Below are 17608 nucleotides of genomic sequence, written 5' to 3'. Positions count from 1 at the left end.
TTTTTTTCGTTTTATCAACTATTTTTCTCGTTCCTTAACTATCTTTCTCGTTAAGGAACGAATTTTATAGTTTAGATTGTATAAAATCGCTTTAAATATTAGCTTGTACATACAAAAAAAGTCCAAGAGATATTATCCCTTGGACTTTTACAATTCTATTATTAATTACGGATTCTACTTTCTAAGCTGCTTCACCTTCTCCACAAATATCTTTAAACGCTCTTTCGATATTGAATTCTTCCAAAAACCATTCTCCTTAAAATGTGAGCCAACAATAAAGCCCGCAGCATAATTCCAATATTCTTCCAGATTCTCAGCAGTAATCCCCGATCCTATCAATACCGGAATTTGAACCTTATCTTTCAAACTTTTTAACTCGTGAAGATACACAGCTTTCCCTGTTGATGATCCTGTTACAATTAGCCCATCACTCAGGAAAAATTCAGCAGCTTTTGCGGTTTCATCAATGTCAACATCGGCAGTAAGGGCATGCGAACTGTGTTTCTTTTTTATATCGGTAAAGATCTTCACATCTTCGGCTCCTATTGCTTTGCGGTATCTCAATAGTTCACCAGCGCAAGAATCTATATACCCCTCATCCGCCACATGTCCGAACACAAAACCTTCTGCTCTTATAAACTGAAAATTTGCAGCCTTGGCCACTGCTAAAGCTTCTTTATTAGCTCCGGCCAATATTTGTATGCCCAATGCTAAGTCAACCGCTTCGCGAATGGCTTTTGCCACTACCGCCATGCTTGCAGTAATTTCCGGTCCAACTGCGCCTTTAAGGTAAGGAACATCATGCATGTTTTCAATCATGATGGCATCCAGGCCAGCTTCTTCATAAGTTTTAGCTTCCTGAACTGCAATTTCACAAATTTCTTCGATACTGTGCTTACTGTTGGGTGTTCCTGGCAAGGCTTGCAAATGTACCATGCCGATGATTGTTTTATTTAAGTTCATGACTTTATTTTTCACTCAAACGTAAAATAATTTTATTGACGTACAGACGCACAGCCGTGCGTCTCTTCAAAACCTAGTTACTCTCCAAAATCTGAAACAACTCATCCAACTTAGGAGTCAAAATAATCTCTGTTCTACGATTTTTGCTTCGTCCTGCCGAAGTTGCATTGGTTTCAACAGGAACATACTTACTACGACCTGCAACCGTTAATCGTTTTGGAGCCACTCCTTTATTCTTAATAATGATTCTTACAATTGAAGTTGCTCTTTTTACACTTAAATCCCAGTTATCCTTTAAAACACCGCTTCCATTATAAGGTACATTGTCGGTATGTCCTTCAATCATTACATTGATATCCTTATTTTGAGCCAATACTTTTGACAATTGTCCCAATGCCTGAACACCGCGTTGATCAACAGTATAAGAACCAGATCTAAACAAGAGTTTCTCATCCATAGAAACATAAACCTTTCCATTCCTGGTGCTAATTGACAAACCATTTCCTTCAAAACCTGTCAATGCACTCATTACTTTATCCTTTAGAGCTTTTACTGCCTCTTCTTTCCTTCTTAGGGCCGATTCCAACTCTCTAAGCTTTTGATCTCTTTTTCCCAATTCTGCCTGCAATGCATCCAACTTTCTCTTTCGAGCATCCATTTGCTTTTCAAGAGCCAAAACCTCATCTTCTCGCAGTTGCAAATCGTTTTGAGCTTTACGGATTTGTTCGAGTAAAGCTTTTGTTTCTCTAGCATTACCAGCCTGCATACCTGCCAATTGATCCATCAAATCTCGATTGCTTCGTTCTGCTCTGCTTAACCTTTCTCGTGCTGATTGTAATCTTCTGGATAAAGCAATGGTATCAGAAAGAATATTGTCATACTTTCCTTTTAAAACATCCAATTTTCCTTTCAGCTCGTTATTACTCTCACTCAATTCAAGATTTTTCTCTTTCTGCATTTCAAGTTCTTCTAAACAATTGGCCTGTTTGTTCTGAAGTTCTTGATATTGCCTTGTCGGAACACATGAAAAAAGACTTACCGCTAATAACAAAGCGAATATTGATGGGCTTAATTTTTTAATCATTTTAAATAATACTTTTATTAGTAATAGAACTCTCTTATACCAATTTCATTAAAGGATAAGCTTTTTAAAATTAGAATATTTTGTGCTTGTGCAAGATAAAAAAGTAAGTCATAGCAGAGTTACGACGCAGCTTTTTTAATGAAGCAGAAGTGCAAAAGAAATAATTTTATTGCTTAGTCTTTAGTTAATTTGGTATTACCTAAACAAATATATGAATACGGCGTTTTATATACGAATAACATGCCAACATTACTTGTTAATTATTTATTATCTTCGTGCAATATTTTTAACGGTATAAGGAGGAATTTCGTACATGACGCAAGCAGATAAAAAATTATTGGATCAGATTAATTATCCGGAAGATCTTAAAAAGATTTCTGAAGATGATTTGATTCAGGTATGTTCTGAATTGCGACAGGAAATTATTGAACAGGTATCAAATAACCCAGGTCACTTTGGTGCCAGCTTGGGTGTAGTTGAACTTACTGTTGCCCTTCATTATGTCATGAATACTCCATATGACAACTTGGTTTGGGATGTTGGTCATCAGGCTTACGGACACAAAATCCTTACCGGAAGAAAAGATATTTTCCATACCAATCGTCAATACAAAGGAATTAGTGGGTTTCCCAACAGACAAGAAAGTGAATACGATTCTTTCACTGTAGGTCACTCTTCGACTTCTATCTCTGCAGCATTAGGAATGGCTGTAGCTGCCCAATTAAAAGGAGAAACTGATAGAAAAACGGTTGCTGTAATTGGAGATGGCTCGATGACGGCAGGTTTAGCTTTCGAAGGCTTGAACAATGCTGCTGGTAACAAGGCCGACTTATTGGTAATCCTGAACGATAACAATATGGCTATCGATCCAAATACCGGTGGTTTGAATGATTACCTTCTGGACATCACCACATCGCAAACTTATAACAAGGTTAAAAACGATGTATGGAGACTTCTTGGGAAATTCAACAGAATCAATCCTAATACTCAAAAGTTGTTTCAAAAAGTTGAAAACGGTGTAAAAACCATTTTACTAAAGCAAAGCAATCTTTTTGAAGCGCTTAACTTTAGATATTTCGGTCCGGTAGATGGTCACGATGTAAATCATTTGGTAAAAGTATTGAGTGATTTGCAAAAGATTCCCGGACCAAAAATCCTGCACTGCATTACCAAAAAAGGCAAAGGATTTAAACAAGCCGAAATCGATCAAACCTATTGGCATGCTCCTGGTAAATTCGATAAGGAAACCGGGGAAATTATAAAATCAACGGACAATGGACCACAAGCACCAAAGTTTCAGGATGTATTTGGGGAAACATTGGTTGATCTTGCCAAAATGAATGACAAGGTTGTAGGGATTACTCCTGCAATGCCAACTGGCAGTTCAATGAACAAACTGATGGAAGCAATGCCCGAAAGAGCCTTTGACGTTGGTATTGCAGAACAACATGCCGTTACATTCTCAGGCGGATTGGCTGCACAGGGAAAAGTTCCGTTTTGTGCCATCTACTCATCCTTTATGCAACGTGCCTACGATCAGGTAATTCATGATGTAGCCTTACAAGGTGTAAATGTTGTTTTCTGTTTGGATAGAGGTGGACTAGTTGGTGCCGATGGTGCAACTCACCATGGTGTTTACGATCTTGCTTTTATGCGTTGTGTTCCAAACCTAACCATAGCAGCTCCATTAAACGAAATTGAATTGCGTAATCTCATGTTTACCGCTCAACAGGAAAATATGGGTGCATTTTCTATTCGCTACCCTCGCGGAAGAGGTAGAATTATTGATTGGAAAAAAGATTTTGAAATTCTGCCTGTTGGAAAAGGTCAAAAACTAAAAGAGGGTGACGATTTAGCCATTCTATCAATCGGAGCAATCGGAACAGAAGCAATGGACGCCATTGAAGAATTGGAAAAAGAGGGAATGTCTATCGCTCATTACGACATGAGATATTTGAAACCTCTTGATGAAGAATTGCTGCATGAAGTATTATCGAAACACAATAATATCATTACTCTTGAAGATGGTTGTATTGTTGGTGGATTGGGATCAGCAGTTTTAGAATTTATGAGCGATAATGGATACCAAAGCAGAATAACCCGCCTTGGAGTTCCTGACAAATGGATTGAACAAGGAACCCAGCAAGAACTCTACAAAGAATGTGGTTACGACAAAGAAGGAATTATAGCAACTGTAAACAAAGTACTGGCAAAACACACAAACTAAACTCCATCTCTGTATCCATCCGAATAAGGATCTAAGCCTTCAAAATCTCCAGTAAAGGAATCCATTTGCGATTGCATTTCCTTATCCATTTTAATTAAGTATACAGTATCTTCGGTACGTAATTCAATCACATTAATTTTCTTACCATTAGGCTTTGTGATTTTTATTAAATCATCTTCGTAGATTCCATCTGGAAAAGATTTGATCAACAATTGCAACAAATCCATTCCAATACTTTTATAGTCCTTAATTACTCTTTTCATCTCTTACTGATAATCATTTTTATCAAACCAAATCATGTAATCCCTTTCGGGTAAGAGTGTATAAATCAGGATTGTTTTGCTGATATCAATTTAAGGAAATTAGAAATAGCAGAAAAAAATATTTTACCTCGCTTTAAGCAAATTTAGAGTGGATAATTGTTAATTCTTAATTGCCAATTGGTTTTATATCGTTTTCGCTCAAAATATTTACAATTTATTGATATAAAGTGCATGCCAGTTCAAACCAAAAGCCTATTTTTGCGCCCTTAATCAAAATTTTAGGTTTTAAAACATGGTAGATTTTTTCAAAAAGAAAGCTAAGAATTCTAAAGATGATATTTTATCCGGTTTAACCGTTGCGCTTGCTTTGGTTCCAGAAGCTGTTGCATTTGCATTTGTAGCTGGTGTAGATCCTTTGGTAGGTTTATACGCCGCTTTTATGATCGGATTAATTACTTCGGTATTTGGTGGTCGTCCGGGTATGATTTCCGGTGCAACCGGAGCAATGGCTGTGGTATTGGTTAGCCTTGTAAAAGAAGGAAACGAAATGGGAATGGCTATGGCTACTCCTGTAGAAAATATGGGACTAAATTACCTGTTCGCTACAATTGTTCTTACTGGTATCATTCAGTTTTTAGCCGGAGTGTTCAAATTTGGTAAGTTCGTTCGTTTGATTCCGCATCCAGTAATGATGGGATTCGTAAACGGATTGGCAATTGTAATCTTCCTTTCTCAATTGGGAATGTTTACCGAAAAAATAGCAGGAGAAGCTGTATGGTTACACGGAGCAGAACTTTACACCATGATTGGATTGGTAATTTTAACCATGGCAATCATGTTCTTCCTACCAAAATTAACCTCTAAAATTCCAGCAGCCTTAACAGGTATTGTGGTAGTTTCGGCCATTGTAATTTTTGGAGGATTAGATGTTAGCACCGTTGGATCATTCATTAGAGATGGTGGTGGTTCCGGTTTGGAAGGTGGTTTGCCAACATTCCAGTCGCAACTATTTACCATGGTTCCTTTCACATGGGAAACCATCAAATTTGTACTGCCATATGCTTCAATCTTGGCCGCTATTGGTTTGATCGAATCTCTTATGACATTGAACCTATTGGATGAGATTACCAACAGTCGTGGTAATGGTAACCGCGAGTGTATGGCACAGGGTGCTGCCAATATCGTTACTGGATTTTTCGGTGGAATGGGTGGTTGTGCAATGATCGGACAGTCATTAATCAACGTAAAGTCTGGTGGTCGTGGAAGATTATCAGGAATTATTGCTGCTGTTACCTTATTGGCATTTATCCTATTTGCTGCTCCATATATCGAAATGGTTCCTATCGCAGCATTGGTTGGTGTAATGTTTATGGTAGTTATCGGAACCTTTGCATGGTCGAGCTTCCGTATTCTAAATAAAATCCCAAAATCTGATGCTTTCGTACTGATTTTAGTATCCGGTTTAACCGTTATTTTCGATTTGGCGATTGCAGTTCTTGTAGGTGTAATTGTGAGCGCACTGGTTTTCTCATGGGAGAATGCAAGAAGAATTCGTGCCCGTAAATCGATGAAAGAAGACGGCACCAAAGTTTATGAGATTTGGGGACCTCTGTTTTTCGGATCAATTACTACCTTTATGAACAAGTTTGATATTGCAAACGATCCTGAATCTGTAGAAATTGATTTTATTGAATCAAGAGTTTCTGATCACTCGGGAATTGAAGCCATTAGCAGTTTGGTGAAGAAATACGAAGATGCAGGAAAAACCATTAAGTTGAAGCACTTGAGTGAAGACTGTATTAACTTGCTGAATCGTGCTGATGATCATTTTAGAACTGTAATTATTCGAGATATCGATGACCCTCGTTACTATGTTGTAACAGATAAAGCAAAAATTGAGTAAGGCTTTAAAATATTAGAAAATACCTGTTTGAGGAATCTTTTTCCTCAGACTTTTTTTTCACCTCCTTCCCACGCTGGGAGGAGGTGTTTTTGTTTACTCCCCTGCCCTTTATGAGACATTTCCCATTCCAAATCATCATTTGGTGGGATATAGAGCACAAGCCTGCCGATTCTGACAAGAACCAGCCCATCCACTTTACGTAAGGAAAGACTGCGGAACATTTGAAGTGCCGAAATAAATTTATTACGTTTATCCTTTAAAAATGGGACCGCCAAATAGTGGAAATTATGCAAAAAGTCTGAATTATAAAGTAATTAGCAAAGAATAAGATTGATGACAATTGAAATAAAAATACACGAAAGAAAATTATTTGAAAATATAGACTATTCAGAAAAAACTTTAAGGGATAGAGAGTTTTTTAAATGTAAATTTGTAAGATGTAGCTTTTCAAAAAGTGACCTTATTGGTAACAGTTTTGAAGATTGCTACTTTGAAAACTGCGATTTTTCAATGGCGAAAATTCGAGGTGCAGGTTTTCGAAATGCAAAGTTCAAAGAGTGTAAAATTCTTGGAGTTGATTTTTCGGAATGCAACAGATTCATGTTCTCTTTTTCTTTTCACAATTGTTTCTTGGATTATTCAACCTTCTTTGGAACAAAATTGATGAAAACAAAATTCGATAAATGCTCTTTGAAAGAGACTGACTTTTCGGAGGTGAATTTATCATCTTCAATATTTTCCGATTGTGACCTTACAGGTGCAAGATTTTTAAATACTAATCTAGAAAAAGTGAATTTTAAAACGGCAAATAACTTTTCGATTGACCCTGAATCTAATAAAGTAAAGAAAGCGAAATTTTCAGCATTTAACCTTGAAGGCTTACTGAATAAATATCAATTAGATATCGATTAAAGCTAATTTCAACTAAAAGATTAGCTCTTAATGTTGGTTCGCAATTCTATCTCAATCCCTTTCTAAAGCCAAACGACTCTTGAGGACTCGAGCAGTAATGGAGTGTTTTTGATTCATAAAAAATGCGTCTCTTTCGAAACGCATTTCATTTTTATTCCATGATAAATTCTATTCCAACACATCATGTATATTTCATTGCTATAGTCCCAACTTTTTTCTAATGACAGCCGGAATTGCATCCTTGTGCATCATTAATCCCACAGTTTTATACTGTACAAATGCTTTCGATGCATAAAAATACCCTTCGTAATTGTTCAAATCGGTTCCCCAAGAGTTCTTGATTAAATAATACTTGGTTCCATTCTGATCTTTAGCAATCCCAGTCATGTGCATCAAATGATCTTCGGTTGACTGGTAGTTATCGAAAGCCATTTGGCGCATTTCCTGACTTATTGCCTTTTCTTTTACAGGATACTCGGTTCCATAAGCAGCTTTCTGATCACGACTCATGTTTTGCCATTTCGAAATTTCCGAATCAGCCATGTTTTTTACTTCCGTATCAGGTACAACTGCAACTCCTTTTCTAAAAGCAAATCCCTTTTCACTTACATCACTACCCCAGGCAATGCTGTATCCATTTTCTATGGCATGATCCACACATTGCATCATTTCATCTATTGGCAGGTTGTAAACCTCTCCTAGCGACCAGTTATCCGGACCTTCGAAAATGAATGATTCATAAAAAGGATGATGATTGTAGGATGTAATGGTAATGTAATCATCTGGATTAATACCCAATTCTTCGCCAAACGATTTTGGACTGTATTCCTTTCCTTTATAGTTGAAAGTCACAGGAATCTCTCCCAAATAAGCATCTAGAATTCCATCGAATCCCTTCATCCAAACCGGAGTCAATTTTTTATTTCTGTTTTTCACAACAGCATCCACATAAGCCTTTAAAACCGCATCCATTTCTCCATGAACAGGCAAAGTTTCATCAAATGTATTGCCTGAATAAGCTTCCTGCGGAATCATTCCAAACTTTTTTACCACATTCATGGCATCCCAACCTTCGGCTCCTGCAGAAAAGCTTTTCTTTCCATGGAAACGAACGTAATCTTTTGCTCGAAGGTGATAGTTTCTGTTCACAATGAACATTTCTGATAAGTCAAACTCCCCTTTACCCATTCTCAGCAGTTCCGATTCGATGAATGAAATGGTTGCAAAGGACCAACAAGTTCCTGATCTGTGCTGATCTTTTACCGAGGTCGCATCCAACTGTTTTTCTATGGTAAATTGGTAAGATTTCTTTTCTTCCTTCTTCTTTTTTGCGCTTACAGGCAATATTAAAGCTACTGCCAGTAAAGCCGATAAAACGAATCTTAAATTCATGGTAATTTTGTTTGTTGTTTATAAAAAATCAAAACTGCCAGCTTTCCATGCATAAATCTTGATAATGCAAATCTTTGCTTGTAATTTTGAATGTTTTGAAAGATCATGCAAGGTAAAAATAATCAATCAACTTTTACCCTGATTTCAAATATCATAAACAACATTTTCTAACTAATATCATTGCAAAAATGAAAAAACTCGCATCTGTTACTTTGTTGTTAGGCCTAATTATTGGTTTAGTAGCTTGTAACCAAAAAGAAAAAAAAGAAGTAGTGGTTTCTCCAACTCAAAAGTTGGTAGATCAGTATGCTGAATTCGAGCTAACTACTGATTTGAATCTTCTTACTGAGAAGGAAAAACAAATGCTTCCTATTTTAATTGAGGTAGCTGATATCATGGAAGAATTGTTCTGGAAAGATGCAATTGGTGACAAATCAGAATTCCTTTCTAAATTAACTGATCCAGCAGCTGTTGCTTACTCAAAAATTAACTATGGCCCTTGGGACAGATTAGATGATAATAAAGCTTTCATTGATGGATTTGGAGCTAAACCAAAAGGAGCTAATTTCTATCCAAAAGATATGACTGCTGAAGAGTTCGATGCTATCGAGGATGAAATGAAAACTGATTGGTATACTAAAATCGTTCGTGATGAAGATGGCAAATTAAGAGTTGCTCCTTACCACGAAGTATATCCCGAAGAAATTAAAAAAGCATCTGACTTGTTAAAGAAAGCTGCTGAATTAGCTGAAGACGCAGGTTTAAAGAAATACCTTGAACTTCGTGCTGAAGCTCTTTTAACTGATGATTACTTGGCTTCTGATTTGGCTTGGATGGATATGAAATCGAATACCATTGATTTTGTAGTTGGTCCTATCGAAACTTATGAAGATGCCCTTTACGGATACAAAGCTTCTCACTCTGGTCAGATTTTGGTGAAAGACAAAGTTTGGAGTGAAAAACTATCGAAGTTCGCTTCTTTATTGCCACGTTTACAAGAAGGTCTTCCTGTTCCTGCTGAATACAAAGCTGAAAAAGCAAATGCCAATGCTGACATGAATGCTTACGATGTAATATACTACGCTGGTGATTGCAACGCAGGTAGCAAAAACATCGCAATTAACCTACCAAACGATCCTCGTGTACACGCTGCAAAAGGAAGTAGAAAACTTCAGTTGAAAAATGCTATGCAAGCTAAATTCGATAAGATCTTGGTTCCTATTTCAGATTTATTGATTGACGAAAGCCAACGTAAGAACGTTACTTTTGATGCATTCTTCGAAAATGTAATGTTCCACGAAGTAGCTCATGGTTTAGGTATCAACTACACTTTAAAAGATAAGGTAAGCGTTCGTAAGGCTCTTAAAGATACTTACACTTCTATCGAGGAAGGTAAAGCTGATATTTTAGGATTATACATGATTACTCAAATGGCTGAGTGGGGCGAAATGGACAAGAGCAAGCTAATGGATAACTATGTTACTTTCATGGCTGGTATTTTCCGTTCTGTTCGCTTTGGTGCGGCAAGTGCTCATGGTAAAGCAAACATGATGCGTTTCTATTTCTTCGAAGAACAAGGTGCTTTCACAAGAAATCCTGAAACCGGAACTTACAAAGTAGATTTCGAAAAAATGAAAGCTGCTATGAATGAATTAGGAAAACAAATTCTAATTGTTCAGGGTGACGGTAACTACGAAAAGGCAAAACAAATGATTGCTGAAAGAGGTTATATCCGTGAAGATTTACAAAAAGATCTTGATCGTGTAAACTCTGCGGGAATTCCTAAAGATGTTGTATTTAAGCAAGGCGCTAAAGTTCTTGGACTATAATTCAATTAATAATGAGTAATTGGTAATGAATAATTGATTACTCATAAAAGATATAAAGGCTGACTCTTATTAAAGAATCAGCCTTTTATTTTTTTAGAATTAGTCATTACCTGAACTGGATCAAAAAATGGGTATTTTACAACATTGTAAAACATCATTAAGCTTAGTATCTTTCCAAACATTCAACTAATTTGATGTGTTGTTCTGAATAAAGAGAATGAAGTATTTTAAAAATATATCAATCGGGATTCTGCTAATATGCATTTGTGTATTGCTTTGCAGTTTTGAAACTGCTGCCCGAAAAAAGCAAGTTCTTGTACTTCACTCCTATCACCAGGGATTAAATTGGACTGATAATATCAGTGAAGGAATTTTGTCCGTTCTTGATCAAGATGATGACATAGAAATCATCTTTGAATACATGGATACAAAAAGGCATTCCGAGGCTGAATATTTGACCGAGTTTGCAAAACTTTACGATTTAAAACATCAAAAAAACCTTTTCGATGTTATTATAGTTTGCGATAACAATGCCCTCGATTTTGTAAGGACCTATTATCGGAATTATTTTGATAAAATCCCAATTGTATTTTGCGGTGTCGATGAATATTCATCCAATTTAATTAATGGCTTTGACCAGGTTACAGGTGTTACCGAAGAAATTGATTCGAAAAAAACCATCGAAATTGCGCTTCAACTACATCCCAAAACCAAACAATTGGTGGTGATTAACGATAACCAAACCAGATCAGCAATTTTAAATAGAAATAATGTAAAAGATATCTGGCCTGAGGTTGACACCGATGCCAAATTGGTTTTTCTTGAAAATTTATCAATTGATGAACTTGTTCAAAATGTAGAAAAACTTGATCCGCAAAGCATTATATATCTCATCAATTTTAGTCGGGATAAAGAAGGAAACTATATTTCCTATCAGGAAAGTATAGAAATCATACGCAAAGTCACAAACCTACCAATATACAGCAGTTGGGAATTTTATTTTAACGAAGGTATTGTTGGTGGAATGATAACCAGTGGACTTAAACAAGGAGAACTGGCTGCAAAATCAGCCTTGATGATTTTAAATGGTGAAAACGCTTCGGATATTCCCATAATAAAGGAAGGCTATAATCAATTCAAGTTTGATTTTGAACAGATGAAGCGATTTAAAATCCTACCTCGACAACTGCCCAAAGGTAGCTTTATCAGCCATCAACCTCCTTCAATCATAAAACAATACCAAACCTCATTGGTTGTGATTGCCATTTTTATTGTGGTAATTATTTTCATTCTTAGATACACTACCATTAAGCGCGAAAGAAATGAAAGAAGATTAAAAAGAATTAATGAGGAACTGGATAGAAGAGTTGCTGAACGTACCAAAGAAATCATTTTTGCCAATGAAAAACTGGAATTGCAAACTGAGCAAATTATAAAACAAAACAAAGAACTCGAACATCACCGCCATAACCTCTTGGAATTGGTCAAGGAACGAACCGAAAACCTTGAACATGCAAATGAGGAATTAAAAAGTAGTAGAAACAGGTTGCTTCACATGCTCGATTCGAATTCGGATGGTGTATGGGAGCACAATTTTAAGACTAATGAGATTTTCATTAGTAAAACCATTTGGGACAAACTTGGGTACCATTCAGTAACCAAAAAAGATACCCGGAAATTACTATGTAAGGTTATTCATCCAGAGGATCTGATTATTATTAAACAAAAAGACAAGCAGAACAGATCGGGTAAAAGCGAAATGTTTGTAATCGAATTTAGAATTTGTTCCAAGAATAAAACATGGATGTGGTTCAAGGCAAAAGGGAAAATTCTGGACTATTCCGAAGATGGAAAACCCTTAAACATGGTGGGAACGCTGATTGATATCAACCAACGTAAGGTTGCCGAAGAACAAATTCGTGAGGAAGAAAAAAAACTTAGAGTCTCGGAACAACGCTGGCGCTCGCTAATTGAACAAGCTTCTGATGAAATTCTGATTTACAATATTGATGGTCAGATTTTGGATGCCAATTCTGCTGCATGCAAATGGTTGGGATACAAGCAAAGCGAATTGCTGGAATTAAATTATAGTGAAATTGATACGGTTCACAGCAGTTCAAAACTTCATACTTATCGCAAGAAACTAAGCACTTCAAATCCTTCAGTTTCATTTGAATCGGTGCAACGTCGTAAAGATGGTAGCACTTTTCCTGTTGAAATTCACCTGAGTTTAATTGAGCTTCAGGATAGCAAACTAATTCTTTCTGTTGGTACCGATATCAGTATCAGACAAGAAACCGAACGTAAGATTTTAAATGCTGTTATCAACACTGAAGAAAGCGAAAGAAAGCGATTTGCAACCGATTTGCATGATTCCATTGGTCCATTGCTTTCAAGTATAAATCTATACCTCTCATCACTGGGAAAAGTAAAAACCAAAGATGACAAGGATAATATCATAAGTGCCTCTTTAGACGCCGTAAACGAAGCATTGGTAAGTATTAAAGAAATATCGAACAACTTGAGTCCTCATATTTTAAATGATTTTGGTTTAGAAAAAGCAATTCAATCATTCACCAATAAGATTAATGTTTCCCAGGCCATAAACATCAGTTTTTATGCCGAAAATATGAAGGAACGGTTGAATCACCAGGTAGAAGTTGTTATTTTTAGGGTAGTAACAGAGCTTATCAATAACACCATCAAGCATGCCAAGGCCACAAATATCGAAATCAACCTTTCACTTGAAGACAAACTTTTATCCTTAATTTATATTGATGATGGAATAGGTTTTGATTCTAAAAAGATAAATGCTGGCACTTCAAGCGGAATGGGATTGTATAATGTGCTAAGTCGTATCCGATCTTTAAATGGAACACACAAAATAAAAAGTAATCCGGAACGCGGCGGAATGATGGCTGTTATTGAAATAAAATTATAATTGCAAAATGGAAGAAAATAAGGTAATAATTGTTGACGATCACAAGATGTTTAGAAGCGGATTGCGCTTCTTATTAAGTAATATTCCAAACATTACTGTTATTGGAGAAGCCTCGAACGGAAAGGAGTTTCTTAAAATGGCTGAAAATGAAACAATCGATATTGCCTTAATGGATATTAATATGCCAGAAATGAATGGCATTGAAGCCACTCGAATTGCGATGGAGAAATATCCTGATCTTAAAGTGATTGTTCTTTCGATGCATGGTGAAGAAGAATACTACGACCAAATGCTGGACGCAGGAGTAAAAGGCTTCCTGCTTAAAAACTCAGATGCCGATGAACTAATCGCCGCCATCGAAGCTGTTATCGCAGGAAAATCATACTTCTCTCAAGAGTTACTTGTGGATATATTGGACCAAAAAAGATTGCAAAAACTCAGAACCGATACGGTTAAACTCTCAACCAGAGAACTCGAAGTTTTAAAGCTAATTTGTGATGGTTTTAGCAATGCAGAAATTGCCGAACACCTTTTCATCAGTCACAGAACTGTTGATCGTCATCGTGCCAACTTACTTAGTAAAACAGGTTGCAAAAACTCTACATCCTTAGTAATGTATGCTGTTAAGAATAAAATTATTGAAATAGAATAATTATATATTAATTATTCTATTTCAACTCGGCTTTTTGGTCAGTATATTTTGGCACTTATTTGCTTTCTTTTCCCTTATTTTTTAAAACCATTGAGATATAGACCGCAACACAAACAAATAAACTTATAAATGTTGCTTCCAGATAACTAGATGTCTGCGCGTAAAACAAAATTACACTCACGTAAAAAGACATGGCCAATTGCTTTTTTTGATTATCACTAATTCTAAACATTCTCGTTTTTAAATTAATATTAGGTTATATTATTGAGATGCATAATGATTGAATTTGGGTGACAAAAATTCATCTATTTCATAAAAGTTTTTTATGATATTGATATTCTTGTAGGAAAAATGTTTGATCTCAACGATGTGAAACCTATTTTAAATTTGTTTGGAACATATACAAATAAAATTATTGAATTTTGATTAAATTCATATTGATATTTTGTTTAGTCTGATAAGCATTTTGTAATTTTAAATTCTTACAAAATTGCACGAAATGGAATCCAATTCACAACTCGAACTTGCGCATAAATTCGTTAGAAATACGAATACCACAATTTTTCTGACAGGAAAAGCCGGTACTGGTAAAACCACATTTCTGAAACAACTTAAGGCTGAATTGCCTAAGCGAATGGTCGTGGTTGCACCAACGGGTGTGGCAGCCATTAATGCGGGAGGTGTTACCATACATTCCTTTTTTCAGTTGCCATTTGGCCCCATTCTTCCCGGTCAAATCCTGAATGAAAAACCCAATGCAAGCGAAGCTTCGGTGCGCAAATACCGAAAGGAAAAAATCAACCTGATTAAATCTTTGGATCTTCTCATCATTGATGAGATTAGTATGGTTCGTGCAGACTTACTGGATGGAATTGATGAAGTGCTGAGAAAATTCAAGAACCGAAACCTGCCTTTTGGTGGCGTGCAGGTACTCATGATTGGAGATTTGCAACAGCTTCCTCCTGTAGTAAAAAATGAGGAGTGGAGTTTGCTCAGCCAGCATTACGATACTGCATTTTTCTTTAGCAGTCGTGCTTTTCGTTCCTCGCAACACATTAGCATAGAGTTAAAACATGTTTATCGCCAGAAAGATCAGGATTTCATTCAAATCTTAAACGAAATCAGGAACAACCATCTTTCCCAGGCCTCATTCAAAGAATTGGAAAAAAGATATTTGCCTGATTTTAATCCAGAAAATAAGGATGGCTACATTACATTGACTACGCACAATGCGCGAGCTCAAAAAATAAACGAAGAACAACTGGAAAAGCTTAAAAGCAACACAGAATCTTTCAGTGCCAGAATTGATGGACAGTTTCCCGAATACTCCTATCCTACCGATGAAGATTTGAAATTAAAGAAAGGTGCTCAGGTAATGTTCGTTAAGAACGATAGCTCGCCCGAAAAACTATATTTCAATGGAAAAATTGGTACCGTTACCGGATTCGAAGAAGATGCCATTCTGGTAAAATGTGAAGACGATCATTCCGAAATTGAGGTACATCCTGAAGAGTGGCAAAGCATTAAATACAGCATCAACCAGGAATCGAAAGAGATTCAGGAAGATGTGGTTGGTCAGTTTACCCAATATCCACTGAAATTGGCTTGGGCCATCACCATTCACAAAAGCCAGGGCTTGACTTTCGACAAGGCCATTATCGATGCCAATGCAGCCTTTGCTCATGGTCAGGTTTATGTGGCTTTGAGCCGATGCAAAACTCTCGAAGGTTTGGTATTAAAATCCAAATTAAGCGAAAGCGGTATCATTTGCGATCGTTCTGTTTCTCAGTTCACCCAATACATCGAGAAAAATCCACCAAGGGAAGAACAATTGGAAATGGCAAAAAGAAGTTTCCAGTTTCAGCTGTTGGAGGAACTGTTTACCTACTCCGATCTTTACAGAGTGTATCGAAATATCAACAAGCAACTACAGGATAACCTGAAAGCATTCCAGGGCAATCTGCCTGAGAAAATCAAAGCTGGCTTCGATGCCTTCCAAACCGAGATTTTAACTGTTGCCGATAAGTTTATTCCAAGTTTAAAAAGGTATTGCTTTGGAGATGAAAAATTGGATGACAACAAGGAAGCACAGGAAAGAATAAAAAATGGCTGCAAGTATTTCACCGATAAGCTCGATCAGCATCTAATTTCCATCTTAAACAATCATTCGTTTGAAACCGATAATCAGGCCATTGAAAAGCTGATTGAAGAATACCTGAAGCAATTGCACGAGCTTTCGCACGTGAAACTTAGCTGTGTAAAGGCATGCCTCAATGGGTTTAAGCTTGATTCTTATTTGGATATCAGGGCCAAGGCACATTTGGAAAAAGTTCGTTATAGAGCCAAACGAAAAAGCGATGTGGTAGATGAAAATGTGGAACATCCTACCTTGCTTCGAAAATTAAAAAGCTGGCGTAAAGAGCTATCGGAGAATATAAATGCTCCTGCTTATATGATTGCCTCGCAACGCAGCTTGGTTGATATTGCCAACATGTTGCCATGCTCGGCCGACCAGCTAAAAGCGGTAAAAGGATTTGGGAAAAAGAAAATTGAACGATATGGTGGCGAGGTAATAAAGCTAGTAATGGAATACAGGCAAGAAAAAGGTTTGGGCATGCTTAATTTTACGCCCGAACCAGAAGAAAAACCCAAGAAACCCAATACCAAAGAGGTGAGTTACGACATGTATTCCGATGGCAAAAATGTTCGGGAAATTGCAGCTCTGCGCAACTTGTCACAAACCACAATTGAATCGCACCTGGCACACTATGTTGGCCTGGGCATGCTCGATTTAAAAGACTTTGTGGAAAAAAAGAAAATCAAAAAAATTAAAGAGCAGTTCAAAAAGCATGGTACCGATAGTTTAAACCCAGTAAAAGAAGCATTGGGAAATGATTACAGCTATTCGGAACTAAGATATGTACAATCTTTTTTGAGGAATTCGAAGGAGTAGATTCATTTAATTTGCCAAAAAATAAAACACAAGGATACTTTATTAATGTTATTATGAGCTATTTTTTCTTTAAACAAATAGGAAATTTTTTACGATATATAATTGAAATTATTCGATCATTCAATAAAAGAGAGAAATTACCTTCCTACAAGGAAATATCAAAAAGAATGGATAATGGGTTTTTGGGATTTATATTTATGGTAGCTTTATTAATCTTTCTTCATTTTATTGGAGTTATTGCTTAATGTACCTCCACTTTTAAGTTTCATTAACTTTTGTTTAAACCATTTAGCACACTTCTACCCTACATTTGTAATGTACAAAACAGAGAAGTTTTTTCATAGAATTAGATTTAGGTTAGTAAATAGTGGTTAGAGAAAATCCCGGACTCGTAAGTTCGGGATTTTTCTTTGGGATCAATTAGAATCATTTTGCATGATTGAAAGGATTAATTGAATTTATATGTATCTCCACCCTTTAGTCTATCGA

The 17608-nt window shown here is 36.4% G+C and carries 11 protein-coding genes; 7 read left to right on the top strand and 4 right to left on the bottom strand.

What is annotated here, in order from left to right; all coding sequences use genetic code 11:
* Positions 1–174 precede the first annotated feature (174 nt).
* Together M0051_RS12665 and M0051_RS12660 are read right to left on the bottom strand one after the other, a co-directional pair.
* A complete protein-coding gene (locus M0051_RS12665) occupies positions 175–963 on the bottom strand; it encodes a BtpA/SgcQ family protein (RefSeq protein WP_306741889.1) in 789 nt (262 codons plus the stop codon).
* Between the two features lie 73 nt (positions 964–1036).
* A complete protein-coding gene (locus M0051_RS12660) occupies positions 1037–2047 on the bottom strand; it encodes an OmpA family protein (RefSeq protein WP_306741888.1) in 1011 nt (336 codons plus the stop codon).
* A 313-nt stretch (positions 2048–2360) separates the two neighbouring features.
* Here M0051_RS12660 and dxs point away from each other — a divergent pair, with 313 nt between their 5' ends.
* Complete coding sequence (gene dxs / locus M0051_RS12655) at positions 2361–4274, top strand: 1-deoxy-D-xylulose-5-phosphate synthase (RefSeq protein ID WP_306741887.1); 1914 nt, start codon at positions 2361–2363, stop codon at positions 4272–4274.
* On the opposite strand, the gene M0051_RS12650 is transcribed toward dxs, so the two are convergent.
* Positions 4271–4537 (bottom strand): hypothetical protein, encoded by a 267-nt coding sequence (locus M0051_RS12650; protein ID WP_120238203.1) that lies wholly within the window; start codon positions 4535–4537, stop codon positions 4271–4273. The two genes, dxs and M0051_RS12650, sit on opposite strands and share 4 nt — an antisense overlap.
* Before the next feature lie 292 nt (positions 4538–4829).
* Between M0051_RS12650 and M0051_RS12645 the strand changes: the two genes are divergently transcribed.
* Together M0051_RS12645 and M0051_RS12640 are read left to right on the top strand one after the other, a co-directional pair.
* Positions 4830–6440 carry a SulP family inorganic anion transporter gene (locus tag M0051_RS12645; RefSeq protein WP_306741886.1) on the top strand — a complete coding sequence of 537 codons (1611 nt, stop codon included), beginning with the start codon at positions 4830–4832 and terminating at the stop codon, positions 6438–6440.
* 333 nt (positions 6441–6773) lie between these two features.
* A complete protein-coding gene (locus M0051_RS12640; protein ID WP_306741885.1) occupies positions 6774–7352 on the top strand; it encodes a pentapeptide repeat-containing protein in 579 nt (192 codons plus the stop codon).
* 198 nt (positions 7353–7550) lie between these two features.
* On the opposite strand, the gene M0051_RS12635 is transcribed toward M0051_RS12640, so the two are convergent.
* Complete coding sequence (locus tag M0051_RS12635) at positions 7551–8744, bottom strand: aminopeptidase C (protein WP_306741884.1); 1194 nt, start codon at positions 8742–8744, stop codon at positions 7551–7553.
* Positions 8745–8932: 188 nt separating this feature from the next.
* Between M0051_RS12635 and M0051_RS12630 the strand changes: the two genes are divergently transcribed.
* The 4 genes from M0051_RS12630 (at position 8933) to M0051_RS12615 (ending at position 17119) form a co-directional block, all read left to right on the top strand.
* Positions 8933–10573, top strand: a complete 1641-nt coding sequence (locus M0051_RS12630; RefSeq protein WP_306741883.1) for a Zn-dependent hydrolase — start codon at positions 8933–8935, stop codon at positions 10571–10573.
* Positions 10574–10790: 217 nt separating this feature from the next.
* Positions 10791–13514, top strand: coding sequence for an ABC transporter substrate binding protein (locus M0051_RS12625; protein ID WP_306741882.1), 2724 nt, complete (start codon positions 10791–10793; stop codon positions 13512–13514).
* Between the two features lie 7 nt (positions 13515–13521).
* A complete protein-coding gene (locus M0051_RS12620; protein WP_054715478.1) occupies positions 13522–14166 on the top strand; it encodes a response regulator transcription factor in 645 nt (214 codons plus the stop codon).
* Between the two features lie 499 nt (positions 14167–14665).
* A complete protein-coding gene (locus M0051_RS12615) occupies positions 14666–17119 on the top strand; it encodes a helix-turn-helix domain-containing protein (RefSeq protein ID WP_306741881.1) in 2454 nt (817 codons plus the stop codon).
* The last annotated feature ends 489 nt before the right edge of the window (positions 17120–17608 follow it).

This window comes from Marinifilum sp. D714 (genome assembly GCF_030851345.1).
Lineage (GTDB): Bacteria > Bacteroidota > Bacteroidia > Bacteroidales > Marinifilaceae > Marinifilum.
This window is presented reverse-complemented; position numbering and strand designations above follow the sequence as displayed.

Coding starts and splice junctions, on each gene's coding strand:
- M0051_RS12665 (WP_306741889.1), bottom strand. CDS start 963: ATGAACTTAAATAAAACAATCATCGGCATGGTACATTTGCAAGCCTTG.
- M0051_RS12660 (WP_306741888.1), bottom strand. CDS start 2,047: ATGATTAAAAAATTAAGCCCATCAATATTCGCTTTGTTATTAGCGGTA.
- dxs (WP_306741887.1), top strand. CDS start 2,361: ATGACGCAAGCAGATAAAAAATTATTGGATCAGATTAATTATCCGGAA.
- M0051_RS12650 (WP_120238203.1), bottom strand. CDS start 4,537: ATGAAAAGAGTAATTAAGGACTATAAAAGTATTGGAATGGATTTGTTG.
- M0051_RS12645 (WP_306741886.1), top strand. CDS start 4,830: ATGGTAGATTTTTTCAAAAAGAAAGCTAAGAATTCTAAAGATGATATT.
- M0051_RS12640 (WP_306741885.1), top strand. CDS start 6,774: ATGACAATTGAAATAAAAATACACGAAAGAAAATTATTTGAAAATATA.
- M0051_RS12635 (WP_306741884.1), bottom strand. CDS start 8,744: ATGAATTTAAGATTCGTTTTATCGGCTTTACTGGCAGTAGCTTTAATA.
- M0051_RS12630 (WP_306741883.1), top strand. CDS start 8,933: ATGAAAAAACTCGCATCTGTTACTTTGTTGTTAGGCCTAATTATTGGT.
- M0051_RS12625 (WP_306741882.1), top strand. CDS start 10,791: ATGAAGTATTTTAAAAATATATCAATCGGGATTCTGCTAATATGCATT.
- M0051_RS12620 (WP_054715478.1), top strand. CDS start 13,522: ATGGAAGAAAATAAGGTAATAATTGTTGACGATCACAAGATGTTTAGA.
- M0051_RS12615 (WP_306741881.1), top strand. CDS start 14,666: ATGGAATCCAATTCACAACTCGAACTTGCGCATAAATTCGTTAGAAAT.